This is a genomic window from Exiguobacterium sp. 8H (assembly GCF_902506255.1).
Classification (GTDB): domain Bacteria; phylum Bacillota; class Bacilli; order Exiguobacteriales; family Exiguobacteriaceae; genus Exiguobacterium; species Exiguobacterium profundum.
On the sequence record NZ_LR733429.1, the window covers coordinates 2,332,192 to 2,350,288 of the forward strand.

The following is an 18,097-nucleotide window of genomic DNA, read 5'->3' on the forward strand; positions in this document are numbered from 1 at the left end:
TTTTTTTCAAACCTCATTATGCTTCGACAAAGGCAGCGCCGATCACACCCGCATCTCCTGACAATTGAGTGAGGCAGAGACGCGTTTTTCCACTAGCATGTGGATACATTTTATTCGAGACTGCTTGTTGTAATTCGTTCCAAAATAATGAGGCCGACATCATGACGCCGCCTCCTAATACAATCATATCAGGATCGACGGTATGAATGATGTTAGCTAGTCCGCTAGCCAGTTCCTCGACGAAGTGATGGCGGTACTCGTCATCTGATAATAGCGAAGGGACGTTTGTATATCCTTTTTCGCTTGCGCGACTCATGAGCGCGGTACCACTTGCGAGTGATTCGAGAGAGCCTCGATTCAGTACAGGGTGAACTGGTCCGTTCGAACGGATAATCATATTTCCGATTTCACCGGCACTGCCGTTCGCCCCTCGAATGATTTGATGTTTATAGACATAACCGCCACCGATTCCAGTGCTGACTGTTACATAAAAAACAGCATTGAAACCTTTTCCTGCCCCAAATTTGGCTTCTGCGAGAGCTGCCGCATTCGCATCGTTTTCAAGGGTGACAGAAAAGCCGAGGCGCTGTGTTAAAGGCTCAACGATTTTTTGATTGTGCCAATTCGGGAGGTTTGGAGGCGTTAAAAACATCCCTTGTTTCAAATCGAGTGGACCGGGAGCCACAATTCCAACATGCTGGATATCGAATTCAACATTGAATTGATTAATCGCAGTCTCAATAGATTTTAGTGTCTCTTCGAAAGGAAGTTGAGGCTGCGTGTTAAACGTGAGTTGTTTCAGTACTTCACCTTTGAGTGAAACAGCCGCAATCCGAGTGTTCGTCCCTCCTAAATCAATCCCGATTCGGACAGCTTGTTTTTCATCGGAAGGAACACCAGTCACTAGACAAATCGCTTCTCCCTCAATCAAGAACGACTCATTGGCCGGGAGAAGGAGTGTACCGCCCGTAGGTACTTCCATCTCATCAATGATTAATGTTCCTTGCACGACAGATAGTAACCGGAACGTGTCGGTCGAAATTTTTTCTTTCGCTGTAACATGCCATTTTTCCACGAAGAAGAATGGATTCTTCGTCAAACGTGTTCGAAAGTGATCGAGTTGACGGATTGGTTCACTATAGCCAAGGTGAGGGACGAAAGAAGCGAGAATGCCCTTTTCTACGTGAAGTTCACGTGGACGACCGGTCGTCACATCCAGTCGCTCGTAATCATATAGACGATAGGTTGTGTCCGAACTTTGTTGAATTTCCAGTACGCATACCCCTTTTGTCAATGCATGGACCGTTCCAGCTGGGACATAGAAAAAATCACCGGCATGAATCGATTTTCGTATCAAGCCGTTTTCCAAATCGCCTGTTTCAAGCGCTTTGTTGAAGTCTTCTGAGGTGGCATAGGAGTGACCATAAATGAGTGTCGCATTTGCTGGAGCATCGAGAATATACCAACACTCATTTTTTCCATATGATTCGTTTTCGAGTTGTTCCGCTAACGAATCATCAGGATGAACTTGAATAGACAAATCATCGTTCGCATCAATCCATTTAATCAGTAGCGGAAACACATCCGCTTTAATTTGAAACAACTCTGGATATTGTTGATAGAGTTCACGCAAAGAAAGACCAACGTAGGGTCCGGAAGCAACGGCTGAACTACCTTTTTCTAATGCAGAAGCCGTCCAAGCTTCACCGATCGAAGGGTCATTGAAATCGAAACCAAATTGCTTCAGACGCTCCCCTCCCCAAAGTCGCTGTTGATAGTGTGGTTTTAAAAGAATAGCGCTCATATCCTGTCCTCCTGTTAATTTGATATACACTTATGAATTTAAAAACTAAACAAAGTTTAAATCAAGTATAGACATGAAATAAATCATGTGTATAATAAAACATGTAACCGATTTCAAATAAGGAGTGAGGACACATGAAGAAAATCTTATTAGCGTGTAGTTCAGGGATGTCGACGAGTTTACTCGTAACGAAGATGAAAGATCATGCCACATCAATCGGGGATGAGGCGAAGATTTGGGCAGTCGGTCAAGATCAGGTCGTAACCGAGATGGACGAGGCAGATGTGATTTTGATTGGTCCACAAATGCGTTTCTTGTTGGATAAATTGAAAGCGCAAACATCAACACCGATTGAAGTGATCGATATGATGGCATACGGCACGGCGAATGGAAAAGCTGCATACGAACAAGCGATGAAATTAATGGGGTGAACAACGTGGAACAGGTAGACGAGTTAACCTTGGAGCAAATGGCATTCATGATGATTTTGCACAGTGGCAATGCGAGAAGTACGATTCAGGAAGCGATTCAACTGTATAAAACGAGTTCTTATGAAACGTTCGAAGAAAAGATTGATGAGGCACGTGGACAATTAAAAGAAGCACATCAAACACACTTTTCACAAATCCAAAGAGAAGCGAATGGAGAAAAAACAGACGTCTCTTTATTGCTTCTTCATGCAGAGGACCATTTAATGTCTACGCAAACAATGCTTGATTTGACAGCGGGTTTGGTCGAAATGGTCGAACAAAAGATTGTAAATCCTAATCAAGAAGGGTGAATCATATGTCACAGGACAATAAGATGTTCAACATGATCAGTAAACTGCTCATGCCGATGGCGACCTATTTAAACAACAGTCGCTATTTACAAGTATTGCGAGATGCATTCATGCTCGCTTTCCCGATTACCATGTTTGGGTCAATCATCGTCGTCATTGCAAACCTGCCGTTCCTCGACCGTTTCATGTCCGAGAGTACACTCAGTGTATTTAAAACATCACTCGGAAACGCACCATCTGCAACGATGGGGATTATGTCTATCTTTGTCGTCTTCGGTATCGGGTATTATCTATCGAAAAGTTATCAAGTCGAGGCTGTCTTCGGAGGAGCAATCTCGCTCGTGTCTTTCCTTCTCTTAACGCCTTTCTTGATTGAAGTTGACGGTATGTCAGAGGCAGTCGGGAATGTCCTTCCGTTGGATCGCCTTGGAGCGAAAGGGATGTTCCTTGCGATGATTACCGGATTCCTGTCCGGTGAGATTTATCGATTTGTCGTTCAAAAGAACTGGACGATTAAGATGCCGGATGGAGTACCGCCAGCTGTTGCGAAATCATTCTCAGCACTTGTTCCTGCATTATTAACCTTGACTGTATTTTTAACATTCAACATCATCGTGACGAACTTATTCAATACGAATCTTCATGACGTCATTTTCAACGTCGTTCAGCAACCGCTTGTGACATTAGGGAATGGTCTCATTCCAACGTTGATTGCAATCTTCTTCGTTCAGCTATTTTGGTTCTTCGGACTTCACGGTCAGGTCATCGTCAACTCGGTGATGGACCCAATTTGGAACACATTATCTGTGGAGAACTTGACGGCTTATACCTCGACTGGAGATGTTCCGAACATTATCAGTAAACAGTTCATTGAAATTTACACGGTAGGGCTTGGTGGTTCCGGATCTACACTTGCTGTCGTCGTGGCCATCTTGTTGTTCTTGAAATCGAAACAGTTGAAACAAATCGGGAAACTATCTCTCGGACCTGGACTATTCAACGTAAACGAGCCGGTCATCTTCGGACTTCCAATCGTTATGAACCCGCTCATCATGATTCCTTGGATTGTCGCACCGCTCGTGACGGTAACGGTCACATACTTCGCGATGTCGACAGGCTTAGTCCCACCACCAACGGGTGTCGCTGTTCCATGGACTGTCCCAATGTTCTTGAGTGGTATCATGGCGACGAACTCGCTTGCCGGAGGTCTTCTTCAAATCGTGAACTTCTTCATTATTTTGGCGATTTGGTTCCCGTTCTTGAAATTTATCGACCGCATGAACTTGAAAAAAGAGTTAGAAGAATCAACAGATAAACAAGAAGCAGTGTAAACAAATAGAGAAAATAGAAATAAGGGAGAGATAAAAGATGACGAACCCGACACAAACACGAATGAAAGAGCAAAAGACCTATCAATTTCCGACAGATTTTTGGTGGGGAACGGCTTCTTCTGCTACACAGATGGAAGGTGCTGCTTTTGAAGGTGGAAAAGGATTGAACATCTGGGATTACTGGTACATGCAAGAGCCGAATCGCTTTTTCAATGGCATAAGCGCAACAGAGGCTTCAAACTTCTATCATTTGTATGAAGAAGATATCGCATTGATGAAAGAACTCGGGCATAACACGTTCCGTTTCTCCATTTCATGGTCACGTCTTTTTCCACAAGGTGTCGGGGAAGTAAATGAAGAGGCAATCACATTTTACAACAATGTCATCAATTGCTTAATCGATCATGGTATCGAACCGTTCATCAATCTGTATCACTTCGATATGCCGATGGCGCTTCAAGAACAAGGTGGTTGGGAGTCACGGGAAGTCGTGGAGGCATATGTCACCTTTGCGAAGACATGCTTTGAGTTGTTTGGTGACCGCGTCGAGAAGTGGTTCACGCATAATGAACCGATTGTACCGGTAGAGGGTGGATATTTATATGACTTTCATTATCCAAACGTTGTTGATTTCAAGCGAGCTGTCCAAGTAGCGTACCACTCGATCTTATCGAGTGCGATGGCAATCGAAGCGTATCGTGACATGGGACAATCAGGGCAAATCGGGATCATCTTAAATCTGACACCCTCATATCCGAGAAGTCAGCACCCAGCTGATTTGAGCGCAGCGCGCATTGCCGATGCGATATTCAACCGCTCGTTCCTCGATCCATCTGTTTTAGGCACGTTCCCTCAAGAATTAGTAGAAGTGCTGAAGTCGGAAGATGCGATGCCACAGATGGAAATAGGCGATCTTGAACTCATTCGAGAACATACAGTCGACCTGCTTGGCATCAACTATTACCAGCCGCGTCGCGTGAAAGCAAAAGCATCACTGCCGAATCCGGACGCACCATTCTTACCGGAAAACTTATTTGATTTTTATGAGATGCCTGGACGTAAAATGAATCCATATCGTGGATGGGAAATTTACGAAAAAGGAATCTATGATATATTAATCAATCTAAAAGAAAACTATGGTAATATTCCATGCTTCATTTCAGAGAATGGAATGGGTGTCGAGGGTGAAGAGCGTTATCGTGACGAGAACGGAAGTGTCCAAGACGATTATCGAATTGATTTCATTCGCGAACATCTGAAATGGATGCATCAAGCGATTGAAGAGGGTTCGAACGTAAAAGGCTATCATCTTTGGACGTTCATGGACAATTGGTCATGGAGCAATGCTTATAAAAATCGCTATGGATTTGTAGGTATTGACTTAGATACGCAACAGCGTACTGTAAAAAAATCAGGGCACTGGTTTAAACAGTTGATTGACGCTAATGGTTTTACAGAATAATGAAGTAAGCTGACAAAGACTACTCTTTGTCAGCTTTTTTTGATATATTGTACATATATGTCTATACATGAGGTGCTATATGTCTACTAAGAAAAAACCGAAATATGAAACCATTGCTGATGAAATTCGTAAAAGAATTATTGAACACGTTTATCCGCTAGAACATGCATTACCTGATGAAATCCATTTGGCCCAAGAGTTTGGGGTGAGCCGAATGACGATGAAACGTGCGCTTGAGATTCTCGTCATGGAAGGGCTGATTTATCGTAAACGTGGTAAAGGAACATTCATTTTACAGTCGAGCTTCCAAAAAGATCGCATCAACGTGATTAGCAAAGAAACGAGAGGGCTGACTCAAGTAATCGGAGATCGCTCGTTACGAAGTGAAGTCCTCAATTTTGAGGTGAAGTTTCCGTGTCAAGAAGTCGCCAATCATCTCATGATTGAGCTGACAGAACCGGTCTATGAAATACGTCGTGTGCGTTACGTAGACGATGAGCCGTATGTCATCGAATTGACGTACATGGTTGCTAACCTCATTACAGGAATCACACGTGAAATTTTGGAAAAATCCGTGTATGCGTATATTCAAGAAGATCTGGGTTATACGATTACAAGCTCGCATAAAGTGATTCGAGCAGATAAACCGGATGAGTACGACCAAGCTTACTTGAAGAATGATATCACTGAACCGATTATCGAAGTCGAGCAAGTGGTCTATTTAAGTAACGGGAAACCGTTCGAGTATTCGTTTGCCCGTCATCGATACGATAAATTTGTGTTTTCATCGGTCAATATTGTGAAGTAAAAGTCGCCGCGATGGCGACTTTTTCGTAAGGAGGACCCATCGTGGATGTGAAAATTGAACAAGCAGGATACGAGATAAACGAGCCCGTCATCCAAGACATTTCGTTTGATGTACGGGCAGGTGAGATTTTAGGGGTGATTGGGTCGAATGGTGCGGGAAAAACGACCACCATCGCCTGTCTTACCGGAACGATTCCTTGGATGAAGGGAACGGTCGAGATGGAACGCTATGCGTTTATCCCGGAACAACCGGTCTACTATGATTATTTGACGCTATCTGAACATATTGCACTCGTCCAAGAATTAACGGGAATCGATTCAACAGAAAAAACGGAGGAGTTGCTACAGCTATTCCGGTTAGAGCATGTGACCGATCGGTATCTCTCCTCTTTTTCAAAAGGGATGAAACAGAAGGCGATGATTCTATTGGCACTCATTCAAGAAGCGCGGGTATTGATTGTCGATGAACCATTTATCGGATTGGATGCGACGACGACGATTCAGTTACTTCGACTGTTAGAAGCGGAGCGTACGAGGGGGGCAAGTGTCTTATTAGTCACACACGTTCTTGATACGGCCGAGCGATTATGCGACCGATTCGTATGGATTGATGATGGACAACTGCTCGCGAGTGGGACGAAAGTGGAGATTCGTGAAGCGCTCGATACAGAGGGGATGACCTTGTTTGACATGATGGAAGATGTGGCGATGCGATGATTGCGAAACGATTGTTTTGGATGCGTGTCTCCCGGTACATAAAACAGCAATGGAAGACGGTCCGATTGATTGTTGACTGGACGATTTTTTTATACGGTGTCCTTCCTCTTCTAATATGGGCAGGCTATTCCTACTGGCAAGTCTGGGAAGGGAACTTCCCCTGGTTAGGTGACATCCCTTATTTTCTCTGGGCACTTCTGATTGGATGGTTCATGTGGCAAGACCGTATGTTTGTCTGGATTGAGCGTGCCGATCTCATCCTTGTGTCAAACCGGAGCATGATTCGGGATTTAAAAAGGTATTCGGTTTGGTATCAACTTACGCAACACGTGATTCAATATGGATGCTATCTGCTGTTGCTTGCACCGATTCTATACGTAAAAGGAAGGGACGTGGGCGAGATTCTCGCGTTTGGGGCTGCACTTTTTCTACTCGCTTGGTGTCACGTATGGGTCCAGTATCATCTACGTCTCCGACACGCCCATCTCATGAAGCGATTTTTAATCGTACTCCTTGCTTTTGTAGGCGTGTATGCGTTATTGATTGAGTCGATATTGCTTAGTGTGTTGATCGGAAGCATCATGGTCACATTTGCGTTATACGTAGGGGAAGGATGGATGTCGAAACATCCGAGTGTCGGTCGAGAAATTGAAATCGGAGAACGTGAGCGTGCCTCATTCGATCGTGTCCTGTTGACGACGTCAGGAGCCATCGAGAAGACGAGTGAGCGGAAACGTCCCCTGTATCGACCGAGACCGAATCGCTTCGGCACCGTCAGACGGACGATGGCACTCCTTATGTACTTTAGAACGCCGAGTCATCGGAATTTATGGTTTCGACTCATTCCGCTCGGGATCACGAGCGTGATTCTTCTCCCAAGTTGGTTCAAAATAGTGGTTCCGATTTATCTGTTGTATGTCGCCTATCAAGAACAGACGTCGTTCACGAGAGAAATGGAGCGACATCCATTCTTTCAATCCATTCAAGAAAGAGGTTCATCATGAACGAACAGCAGTATGAGCAACTGTTACAAATCGAGACGGCCAAACCTCAGCAAGGATTCCCGTCCTCAGCCGAATATCACCGTTATGAACCGACTCCTTACGAAGCACTCGATTTGCTTCGGGATGCGTATCCGTTAGAGTCCACAGATACCATCGTGGATTTCGGTTCGGGAAAAGGACGTCTGCCGTTCTATTTAGCGTATACGTTTCGTGTGAGGGCGATTGGTGTCGAGATGGACGGTGGATTTCATGAGGAGGCACTTCAAAATTGGATGAGCTATACGAAGAAACATCGTAATCGGGGAAGTGTTCAATTGGAACAGGGATTCGCGGAGGGATTCATGATTCCACCGGATGCGAATCGATTCTACTTCTTTAATCCGTTCTCGGTGAACGTCTTCCGCCAAGTGATTGCCAACATTATCGAATCTGTTGAAACGGTCCCTCGTCCGGTCGACGTGATTCTATATTATCCGGCGGATGAATACCTCCATTATTTGAACGACGAGACGCCTTTTCAATATGTACAGACCGTTCGACTCCCGCTGAAGAATCTTCATGAGCGATTTTTGATTTACCGGTTTGATATGATGGAATCATCTTGGTGATGGAGGAGTGAGTACGATGAAAAAGAAAGACATTTTAGAGGCATATCGTTGGCGTCAAGCGACGAAAGCGTTCGATGCGGATCGTAAAATCAAAGAAGAGGACATGGAGTTCATCTTAGAGACGGGACGTCTTTCGCCGAGTTCGTTCGGATTCGAGCCATGGCAATTCGTCGTGGTGCGTCGGGAAGATTTACTCCAAAAGATTAAAGATCATGCATGGGGAGCGCAAGGTCAGGCACTGACTGCCAGTCACTTTGTATTGATCCTCGCAAGAACACCGAAAGCCATGCGTTACGATTCGGACTATATTCGTCATATCGTGACGGGGGTACAGGGCCGGACGGAAGAAGAATACGCACAACGCGTGAAACGGGTACAGGAGTTCCAGGAGGACGACTACCGTCTTTTAGACGATGAGCGTGTCTTCCAGGAATGGATCAAGCGTCAGACATATATTCCGCTCGGAAACATGATGACGGCTGCCGCACAAATCGAGATCGATTCATGCCCAATTGAAGGGTTCAATCAAGAGGAAATCGATGAGTTGCTCATCTCAGAAGGTGTGATGGAACGAGGCGAATGGTCACTTTCAGTCATGGTCGCATTCGGATATCGGGCGCGTGATTTCGCACCGAAAACACGTCGTGATTTCAACGAGGTCGTCAAATATATCGGATGAAAAAAGGTTCAATCGCCTCAGCGATTGAACCTTTTGAATTATTTCCAGTCTGTGATGCGGTCGACTGGGAAGCGTACTGATGGGTACCCTTCTTCTGCTGCTTTCCCGATTGAGAGAAGCATGACTGGAAGGTAACGTTCTTTGTCGAGACCGAACGCTTCAGCGATGTTCGCTTTGTCGTATCCGCCGATTGGGTTTGTGTCATATCCGTGTGCACGTGCGACGAGCATGAGTTGCATCGCTACAAGACCTGAATCGAGCATGATGCTATCTTTGATCATTTCTTTCGGTGCATCTTTGAAGATGCCTTTGATCATGTCGACTTGACGGTCGCGGACTTCAGCCGGCATCATACCGCGCTCTACTGCTGTATCGAAAATCTCTTCTGTGTAATCTGCCATTTGATAGTCGGCGAAGAGGGCGATCACAGCTGAAGATGTTTCCACTTGGCGTTTGTTGAAGCTTGCGAGTGGAAGGAGTGTTTCTTTTCCTTCTGCGCTATCGATGACGACGAAGCGCCATGGCTGTAAGTTAAGGGATGAAGGAGCTGTTGTCGCTTCTTCAAGAATTTGTGTCATTTCTTCTTTTGAGATATTGACGTTCTCATCGTATACACGAATCGAGCGGCGTCCTTTGACAATCTCCATAAAGTCTTTTTGTGTAGCAGTGTTCATATTGTAGTCTTCCTTTCATGGTCAATAGTATCTTGTAACATCGTGAGTGATGCTAGTAACTGTTGTTGATCCTCTACCTTCATGTTGACAAAAAGTCGGTCCGTTAAGCACTCTTTTTGCTCAGTCCAATGTGCAATTTGTTCACGACCCTCGTCTGTCAACTCAACATAGATGACACGGTTATCTTGTTCACAGCGTCTCCGCGTGATGAGTCCTTGTGTCTCTAATTGTTTCAGGTGTCGGGTGATGGCGGCATGGTCGACATCGACGCGCTGTTGCAATTCACGTTGCCGCAATGGACCGACGTGATACAAGTTGCTTAAAATGTCGTAGCGACTCAAGCTGAGCCCGTCCATTTCAGAGTCGAATAATTGCCCTAATTCTTTTTGTACAGTGATGATGTGATAGAGAATTTGATCACGAAGCGAGCAAGAATCTCGCATGCACATCGCCTCCTCAAATCATTGATGACTCAATCATTGATGGGTCACACAATGTATAGTAAACCCATCCTGACGATATTTCAAATAAAAAGTTTTAAAAAATAGGTTGTCAAACTGTTATATAATAGTCTATATTATAACCAACTGATATATAACAATGATTAAAGGAGGATGTGAACGCTTGGAACACTATGAACGACTAGATAAGTATCATATTCATGAGAAACTGCTCGAATTTGTGAATAAAAACGTTCTTGAACCTCATGAAATCAATGATTTTTGGGAAGGGGTCGAATCGCTTCTAGAGCGTTTCATTCCAGTGAATCAGACACTTCTAGAGCAACGCAAGACATTCGAGCGATTGTTACAGGAATGGTACAGTAGGCAAGACGAAGTCGATCCAATCGAATACGAGACATTTTTAACGTCGATCGGCTATATCGAACCGGTCGTCGAAGATTTTAATATCGACGTGTTGAATGTCGATCGCGAAATCGCTCATCAAGCGGGACCGCAACTCGTCGTACCGTTAGACAATGCCAGATATGCACTCAATGCCGCCAACGCCAGATGGGGAAGTCTCTACGACGCTCTTTATGGGACGGACATGATTGACGAGACAGACGGTATGGAAAAGGGGAGAGCATATAATCCCGTTCGCGGTAATGAGGTCATTCGGTTAGCGAAACAGTTTCTGGATGACACGTTCCCGCTACCATCAGGGTCACACAGAGACGTATCACGATATGTCGTTCGTGACGACGTCGCCTACGCGGTGATTGGAGACGAGGAGCATTTATTCGCTTATGATTCCTTCGTCGGTTATACCGGCGAACCGAACGAGTTGAAGACATTGATGCTCCAGCACCATGCCTTGCACGTCGAACTTCAATTCGACCGCGAACATCCAGTCGGCAAAGTCGATCCTGCTGGACTGATGGACATCGAGCTTGAATCAGCCCTCTCCGCTATTGTGGATTGCGAAGACTCGGTCGCAGCCGTTTGCGCAGAAGACAAAGTTCATCTGTATCGTAATTGGCTCGGTCTAATGGATGGGACGCTTGAAGCCTCGTTCCAAAAAGACGGGAAGCGACTCTCTCGGCGTTTAAACGAAGACAAGCGTTTGATTGGAAAAGGTGGGGCGGAAGTCGTCCTCCCAGGACGCGCGCTCTTGTTCATTCGGAACGTTGGACACTTGATGACGACGGACTTGATTCTTGATGCAGAAGGTCGCGAGGTACCAGAGGGGATCGTTGATGCCATCTTTACTTCATTGATTGCAAGTCGCCATCTTCATCGTCGTCTCAACTCTCGGGAAGGATCGATTTACATCGTCAAGCCGAAAATGCACGGCTCTGAAGAAGTGGCATTCACCAATGTTTTGTTTGATGCCGTGGAAAATCTGCTGGACCTTCCTCGCTATACGTTAAAAGTCGGCGTGATGGATGAAGAAAGACGAACGTCGCTCAACTTGAAAAATTGTATCGCGCAAGTAAAAGAACGGGTCGTCTTCATCAACACGGGCTTCCTTGACCGGACGGGAGACGAGATTCATTCTTCGATGACGCTCGGACCGATGCGTCGGAAGGGAGAAATGAAGACGTCACCTTGGCTCGCTGCATATGAACGGTTGAATGTATCGATCGGTCTCGAGAGTGGGTTCCATCATCAAGCACAAATCGGAAAAGGGATGTGGGCGATGCCCGATCGGATGCAGGACATGATGCGTGAAAAAATGGCACATGTACGGTCCGGGGCAACGACGGCATGGGTGCCTTCACCGACCGCGGCGACGCTCCATGCGATGCACTATCATCAACTCGATGCTTTTGATGTACAGCGAGAATTGTTGAAACAGCCTGTTTTAAAACATGAACGACAACAGCTCCTTGAGATTCCACTCGCGACGCGCATCTATTCGCAAGAAGAGATCAAAGAAGAGCTTGAGAACAATTTGCAAGGATTGCTCGGGTACGTCGTTCGTTGGGTCGAACAAGGTGTCGGTTGTTCGAAAGTGCCGGATATTCACCATGTCGGACTGATGGAAGACCGGGCGACACTCCGGATTTCGAGCCAACACGTGGCCAACTGGTTGCATCACGGCATTTGTTCAGCAGAACAAGTCGAGGTCACCCTTTATCGGATGGCACGAGTCGTCGATGAGCAAAACGAGTCAGACTCGAATTACCGGCCGATGACACCGGACGTCGATCAATCGATCGCCTATCAGGCTGCCCACGAACTTGTATTTCATGGGTTGAAACAACCGAACGGGTACACGGAACCAATCTTGCATCGTCGTCGCCGTGAATTTATGAAACGTCAAACTGTGGAGTTAAACCTTAAAGGAGGAACCTCATCATGACAACGAAAAAAATGGAAAGCGAACAGTTGATTGAACGTTGGGTCGTCCGCCGCATCGTATCTGGAGAATCGACAGCATCTTTGGCGAACACAGCATTCGTATACGGCAACGACTTGATGCGTCTCGTCTTGGACCGGACAGATGGGTCGCTCCAAATCATGAAAGAGCCGATCGATGAAGTTGTCGTTTTCCGCAAGCCGGAAGATCGGGACGAAGAAAATGTTTGCCGTTGCTGCGGGATGGAGCATTCGACGTTCAAGGCAGCATTGGAGTGTTGTGCTTACCTTGACTAAACCATTTGTTTTGCATCATCTGTTATATAACAAATCAAATTTATTGAAGTTAATATAATACAGGAGGGGTTATCGATGAAACAACGCGAAGAATTGGTGAACAGCTGGAAGTCAGAACGATTTGAAGGGGTAGAACGTCCATACTCTGTAGAAGACGTCATGAAATTACGAGGATCCATCGTGATTGAACAGACACTCGCGACAAAAGGAGCGGAACGCTTATGGCAATTGATGCACGAGCGTGACTACGTGCATGCACTTGGCGCGTTGACAGGAAACCAAGCCATTCAGCAAGTGAAGGCAGGACTTGAAGCGATTTACTTGAGCGGCTGGCAAGTAGCGGCAGATGCGAACCTGTCGGGTCACATGTATCCGGACCAGAGTCTATATCCGGCCAACTCGGTTCCAAGTGTCGTTAAACGAATCAATCAGGCACTTCAACGTGCCGATCAAATTCAAACGGCGGAAGGAAAAGGCGACACACATTGGTTCGCACCGATTGTCGCCGATATGGAGGCTGGATTCGGCGGGGTGCTCAACGTATTCGAATTGACGAAGGCGATGATCGAAGCAGGGGCTGCCGGCGTTCACCTCGAAGACCAGCTCTCGTCTGAGAAGAAATGTGGTCACCTCGGTGGGAAGGTGTTACTCCCGACCCAGACAGCTGTGAAAAACTTGATTTCGGCTCGACTCGCGGCAGACGTCATGGGCGTCCCGACAATCATCGTAGCGCGGACAGATGCGCACGCTGCGAACTTGATCACGAGCGACATCGACCCAATCGATCATCCGTTCATCATTGGAGAGCGTACGCCGGAAGGCTTCTATCGTACGGAAGCTGGTATCGAGCAAGCCATCGCTCGCGGTCTCGCTTATGCACCATATGCAGACCTCGTCTGGTGCGAGACTTCTGAACCAGATCTGGCAGAGGCGCGTCAATTTGCCGAAGCGATTCATGCGAAGTTTCCAGGCAAACTTCTCGCTTACAACTGCTCGCCATCGTTCAACTGGAAGAAGAAGTTGTCAGACGAAGAGATTGCTACGTTCCAACAAGAAATCGGCGCAATGGGATACAAGTTCCAGTTCGTCACACTCGCTGGATTCCACGCGCTCAACTTCGGCATGTTCGAGCTCGCACGCGGTTACAAAGACCGTGGCATGGCAGCGTACTCAGAATTACAACAAGCAGAATTTGCGGCTGAAGTACATGGTTACACGGCGACACGTCATCAGCGTGAAGTCGGAACGGGTTACTTCGATGAAGTCTCGCTCGTCATCTCAGGTGGGCAATCATCAACGACTGCACTGGCTGGGTCGACAGAAGCAGAGCAGTTCACAAATTGATCATATTTTGGAGACGCCAACTTGTTGGTGTCTCTTTCTTTATGTGAAAGTATGTGAGATAGATTGATGAATATGTGAAAAAAAGATGAACCAAAGTTCATTTTCACTTCTCCAATTCGACGAATAGTTGTCACAAATAGTAAGAATAAACCGTTTCCATTCCTTGTATACTCAATCTGTTCACAAGTTGGACACAATGATAAAGGGGGAAGCATCATGCAAGGGGAACGATTGAATAAACGCAACGCTTGGTATCAAGCGGTATGGCGTTGGCACTTTTATGCAGGTCTCATATTTGCACCAATTTTTATTATCCTGGCTGTGACAGGAAGCATTTATTTATTTGAACCGCAAATAACGAAGATGCAATACAAAGACATGATGACGGCAACTTTCACGGAAGAACAGCCGATTGAAGTCCAAAAGGAATCATTCATGACGGAATATCCGGATGCGATGATCACATCGATTCGTTTGCCGGATGAAGGCGAATCGACTCGAATCGGTTGGATGAACAAAGACGAGATGATGTATACATATATTCATCCGGAAACTACAGAAGTTTTAGGAACGCGGTCTGCTGAAGGTAGCATGGATTTATTAGTTGTGATTCATGGCACACTATTAGGTGGTCAAATCGGGAACTGGGTCGTCGAACTCGCGGCGTCCTGGGCAATCATTCTTCTTATTACGGGGACATTCTTGTTTTGGCCGCGTGGTAAGAATCCGCTTCGGATGCTTATGCCGAAGCTTGGGAAAGGACGACAGTGGTGGAAGCAGATGCACGGTAGCGTCGCTTTGTGGTCATCGCTAGGCCTCGTGCTCATTATCAGTTCAGGGTTGGCTTGGTCATCCGTTTCGGGTGCGATGTTGCAGTGGGTTTCCTCGTCGACAAACACGGGAGCACCGATGTATGCCTATGCGTTTGGCGCCAAGCCAGAATCGACCGTGACGACAAAAGAGGTGGCAGAAGACGTACCTTGGGCGACCCAAGCAGATCTCGTTCCAACGTCTTCTCCAAGTACGATGTTGCCGATTGATTTAAATCAGGTGGTGAACAAGTCCACGATTGATCGACCGTACACAATCTCGCTTCCAGAAGGCGAAACAGGCGTCTATACTGTCACATCGGCAGCAGGTCATCCATTTAAAGAATCGACGGTGAACTTAGATCAATATAGTGGTGAAACACTCAGCTCTGTGACATACGCAGATTACGGGATTCTCGGAAAACTGATTACGGTTGGAATCGCGTTCCATGAAGGTCGCCTGTTCGGTTTACTCAATCAATTGGTCGGTGTCGCGCTTTGTCTAGGTCTCATTTTCGTGGTCATCAGCTCGTTCATGATGTGGCGCAAACGAAAAGTCGGATCCATTGAACAGATGAAGCGGTTTGAGGACGAACGCATTAAACGAATCGTCGGTATCTTGATTTTACTTCTAGGTGTGACATTACCGCTCGCAGGAATCAGTATTCTTGTCGTTCTCCTATTTGATTGGTTGATTGGTCGCCGGAAGTTGAAAGCGGAGGTGGCAGCATGAAACGATTTAAAGCAGTCATTCCTGTCATCCTAGCGACAATTTGGTTAAGCGCGTGTCAACTTCAACCAGTAGAACGCACCATTGATCCGATTGGGATTCAACTGATCGTACCTGAACGTATAGAAGTTGGCTCGACGACGCTTGCGATGAAAGTATCGAATGATGAACGTGTGACGGAAAGCCATATTCAAGTCACGCCTTACGATTCGGAAGAGACCCGGACGTATGAAGTGACAGAAAAGGATGGCTATCTCGTGACGAGCGTGAAACTCGATCAGGGAATCTACCAAGTGAACGGCATGGTCCATGAAGGGCAGAAGGTCTATACGCCGTCCGCATGGATGATTGTCGGTGATGTACCGCAAGACCAAATCGACCAATTGCAGCAACCAATCGTTCACTCACACGACCATGGTGGTGAACATCAGCATTAAAAAAGTAACCGTTGCGTATGCAGCGGTTACTTTCGTTTAAGACGTATCCCGATCTCTCCAATGAGAACGGCAAGGCCCATGAATCCGGCACCGAGAATGGCCATCTGATTCTGGTTGGCGACCCCGATTCCGTTCTCGAATTGATAAATGTCCCGCGTTAAGAATTGAATCGGCTCACCGGATGTGAGTGCTTGTTCATAACCGAGCCAAATCAAAATCGAGAATGTGGCAATTGAAACCAAAAGTCCGATGAATGCGGTAGTACTGACACGGATTACGGTTCGAGTCATAGCGTTTCCTCTTTTCCTGTTTGTATACGATACGTCACAAGCTGAGGAAAAGATTCACGAGGCAATCATTTCGGAATGGTCAACACTTGTCCGACATAGATGGAGTTGACGTTTGTGATGTTATTGGCGGCTGCGATTTTTGCGACGGTCGTATTGTACATCGTCGCAATCTTGTAGAGTGTGTCGCCCGATTTCACCGTATATTTCACAGTCGTCGTAGGTGGTGTAACGGTCGTTCCTGGAATGATGAGCACTTGTCCGACATAGATGGAGTTGACGTTTGTGATGTTATTGGCGGCTGCGATTTTTGCGACGGTCGTATTGTACATCGTCGCAATCTTGTAGAGTGTGTCGCCCGATTTCACAGTGTATTTCACGGTCGTCGTAGGTGGTGTAACGGTCGTTCCTGGAATGATGAGCACTTGTCCTACATAAATCAAGCTGTAGTTCGTAATGTTGTTGGCGGCAGCAAGCGCCGAGACGGTGACTCCGTATGTCCGTGCGATACTGTACAACGTATCACCTGACTTCACGGTATACGTTTTGTTCGTCGATGTGTTTTGATATGCAAGTAATTGTGAGACCGTGACAAATTTGTACCCTTTTGCTTTGAGTTGTGAAATCATCGTTGGGAGTGCGAGCGGTGTACCCGGGGCCCCGGCTCCGGTATGCATCAAGACGATTGAACCCGGTTTGATGTTAGTCTGAACTTTCGTGTTGATTTGGCTCGCGGTCAACCCTTTCCAGTCAATCGTATCAATGTTCCATTGAATCGTGTATCCGTATCCTGCAGCCCCGACACCGCTCAATACGGTACTATTCACTGCACCAAACGGGGCTCTGAAAATCGGTTTTGTCGTTTTTCCGGTCAACGATTTAATCAAAGCTTCCGTGCGGTCGAGTTCGGATTTCATCTGCGTGGCAGCCAGTTTGGTGAAGTCAGGGTGTGTATACGAGTGATTTCCGAGTTGATGTCCTTTTGCGGCGATATTTTTAATGTACTGTGGATGGTTATTTGCGCCCGACCCCGTTAAAAAGAAAGTGGCTTTGACATTGTTTTTTGCTAAAATGTCTAAAATCTTGTTCGTGTTCGCCCCGTCTGCCCCGTCATCGAACGTCAATGCGACGACCTTGCTCGTCGTGTTCACGCTCGTGACAAATTTTGAAGCGGCGGCACTGACGGAAATCGATTGTGTGATCACCATCGCCAATAAGATGAACAGTGCCATCGCCCCACGAATGACCTTACGTTTCATCTGAATTCGCCTCCATTCATGATGTAACTCTCTTGATGTTAAGACTTTCCAAATGATTGACCTTGATATATTTTATATACCCCTTTTTAGAAATGATGGACTAAAATTCGGAAATGTACTCAATAAATTTTGATTCAACTATATGTGTGAAATTTGTGAGAATGTATCGTGGGATATATCACAGAATGCTCACACTCTTTTTGGAAAGAGATGGTATCATGAACAATGTGTGAAAGATGTAAGCGATTTATAAGGAGGACTTA

The 18,097-nt window shown here is 46.2% G+C and carries 19 protein-coding genes; 14 read left to right on the forward strand and 5 right to left on the reverse strand.

The window, feature by feature from the left end:
• Window positions 1–16: 16 nt before the first annotated feature.
• Window positions 17–1,804, reverse strand: coding sequence for a type I phosphomannose isomerase catalytic subunit (locus GVY43_RS12080; protein ID WP_159563282.1), 1,788 nt, complete (start codon window positions 1,802–1,804; stop codon window positions 17–19).
• Between the two features lie 134 nt (window positions 1,805–1,938).
• Between GVY43_RS12080 and GVY43_RS12085 the strand changes: the two genes are divergently transcribed.
• The 9 genes from GVY43_RS12085 (at window position 1,939) to GVY43_RS12125 (ending at window position 9,193) form a co-directional block, all read left to right on the forward strand.
• On the forward strand, window positions 1,939–2,235 hold the full coding sequence (locus GVY43_RS12085; protein WP_015880368.1) for a PTS sugar transporter subunit IIB: 297 nt from the start codon (window positions 1,939–1,941) through the stop codon (window positions 2,233–2,235).
• Window positions 2,236–2,240: 5 nt separating this feature from the next.
• Window positions 2,241–2,585, forward strand: a complete 345-nt coding sequence (locus tag GVY43_RS12090) for a PTS lactose/cellobiose transporter subunit IIA (RefSeq protein ID WP_041917964.1) — start codon at window positions 2,241–2,243, stop codon at window positions 2,583–2,585.
• A 23-nt stretch (window positions 2,586–2,608) separates the two neighbouring features.
• Window positions 2,609–3,916, forward strand: a complete 1,308-nt coding sequence (gene celB, locus GVY43_RS12095; protein WP_041918122.1) for a PTS cellobiose transporter subunit IIC — start codon at window positions 2,609–2,611, stop codon at window positions 3,914–3,916.
• Between the two features lie 61 nt (window positions 3,917–3,977).
• A complete protein-coding gene (locus GVY43_RS12100) occupies window positions 3,978–5,378 on the forward strand; it encodes a glycoside hydrolase family 1 protein (RefSeq protein ID WP_159563673.1) in 1,401 nt (466 codons plus the stop codon).
• A 79-nt stretch (window positions 5,379–5,457) separates the two neighbouring features.
• On the forward strand, window positions 5,458–6,186 hold the full coding sequence (locus GVY43_RS12105; RefSeq protein ID WP_074035076.1) for a GntR family transcriptional regulator: 729 nt from the start codon (window positions 5,458–5,460) through the stop codon (window positions 6,184–6,186).
• Window positions 6,187–6,227: 41 nt separating this feature from the next.
• Window positions 6,228–6,902 (forward strand): ABC transporter ATP-binding protein, encoded by a 675-nt coding sequence (locus GVY43_RS12110; RefSeq protein ID WP_078146062.1) that lies wholly within the window; start codon window positions 6,228–6,230, stop codon window positions 6,900–6,902.
• Entirely contained in the window at window positions 6,899–7,906 is a 1,008-nt protein-coding gene (locus GVY43_RS12115; RefSeq protein WP_159563283.1) for an ABC transporter permease, read from the forward strand. Before GVY43_RS12110 ends, GVY43_RS12115 begins: the two co-directional genes overlap by 4 nt.
• On the forward strand, window positions 7,903–8,514 hold the full coding sequence (locus GVY43_RS12120) for an SAM-dependent methyltransferase (RefSeq protein WP_078146064.1): 612 nt from the start codon (window positions 7,903–7,905) through the stop codon (window positions 8,512–8,514). Before GVY43_RS12115 ends, GVY43_RS12120 begins: the two co-directional genes overlap by 4 nt.
• Window positions 8,515–8,530: 16 nt before the next feature.
• Window positions 8,531–9,193, forward strand: a complete 663-nt coding sequence (locus tag GVY43_RS12125; RefSeq protein WP_078146065.1) for an NAD(P)H-dependent oxidoreductase — start codon at window positions 8,531–8,533, stop codon at window positions 9,191–9,193.
• 38 nt (window positions 9,194–9,231) lie between these two features.
• On the opposite strand, the gene GVY43_RS12130 is transcribed toward GVY43_RS12125, so the two are convergent.
• Entirely contained in the window at window positions 9,232–9,867 is a 636-nt protein-coding gene (locus GVY43_RS12130) for a nitroreductase family protein (protein ID WP_159563284.1), read from the reverse strand.
• Window positions 9,864–10,310, reverse strand: coding sequence for a MarR family winged helix-turn-helix transcriptional regulator (locus tag GVY43_RS12135; protein WP_015880378.1), 447 nt, complete (start codon window positions 10,308–10,310; stop codon window positions 9,864–9,866). The genes GVY43_RS12130 and GVY43_RS12135 overlap by 4 nt, the downstream gene beginning before the upstream one ends.
• Window positions 10,311–10,491: 181 nt before the next feature.
• Here GVY43_RS12135 and GVY43_RS12140 point away from each other — a divergent pair, with 181 nt between their 5' ends.
• The 5 genes from GVY43_RS12140 (at window position 10,492) to GVY43_RS12160 (ending at window position 16,288) form a co-directional block, all read left to right on the forward strand.
• Entirely contained in the window at window positions 10,492–12,675 is a 2,184-nt protein-coding gene (locus GVY43_RS12140; RefSeq protein ID WP_201302253.1) for a malate synthase G, read from the forward strand.
• Window positions 12,672–12,968, forward strand: coding sequence for a hypothetical protein (locus GVY43_RS12145; RefSeq protein WP_031424308.1), 297 nt, complete (start codon window positions 12,672–12,674; stop codon window positions 12,966–12,968). The genes GVY43_RS12140 and GVY43_RS12145 overlap by 4 nt, the downstream gene beginning before the upstream one ends.
• Before the next feature lie 75 nt (window positions 12,969–13,043).
• The gene (gene aceA / locus GVY43_RS12150) at window positions 13,044–14,312 is read left to right on the forward strand and encodes an isocitrate lyase (protein WP_159563286.1); all 1,269 of its coding nucleotides are present in this window, start codon (window positions 13,044–13,046) and stop codon (window positions 14,310–14,312) included.
• 216 nt (window positions 14,313–14,528) lie between these two features.
• Window positions 14,529–15,854 carry a PepSY domain-containing protein gene (locus tag GVY43_RS12155; RefSeq protein WP_159563287.1) on the forward strand — a complete coding sequence of 442 codons (1,326 nt, stop codon included), beginning with the start codon at window positions 14,529–14,531 and terminating at the stop codon, window positions 15,852–15,854.
• On the forward strand, window positions 15,851–16,288 hold the full coding sequence (locus tag GVY43_RS12160; RefSeq protein ID WP_159563288.1) for a hypothetical protein: 438 nt from the start codon (window positions 15,851–15,853) through the stop codon (window positions 16,286–16,288). Before GVY43_RS12155 ends, GVY43_RS12160 begins: the two co-directional genes overlap by 4 nt.
• 26 nt (window positions 16,289–16,314) lie before the next feature.
• On the opposite strand, the gene GVY43_RS12165 is transcribed toward GVY43_RS12160, so the two are convergent.
• Together GVY43_RS12165 and GVY43_RS12170 are read right to left on the reverse strand one after the other, a co-directional pair.
• Window positions 16,315–16,578, reverse strand: coding sequence for an LlsX family protein (locus GVY43_RS12165; protein WP_159563289.1), 264 nt, complete (start codon window positions 16,576–16,578; stop codon window positions 16,315–16,317).
• 65 nt (window positions 16,579–16,643) lie between these two features.
• Entirely contained in the window at window positions 16,644–17,834 is a 1,191-nt protein-coding gene (locus GVY43_RS12170) for a LysM peptidoglycan-binding domain-containing protein (protein WP_159563290.1), read from the reverse strand.
• Between the last annotated feature and the right edge of the window lie 263 nt (window positions 17,835–18,097).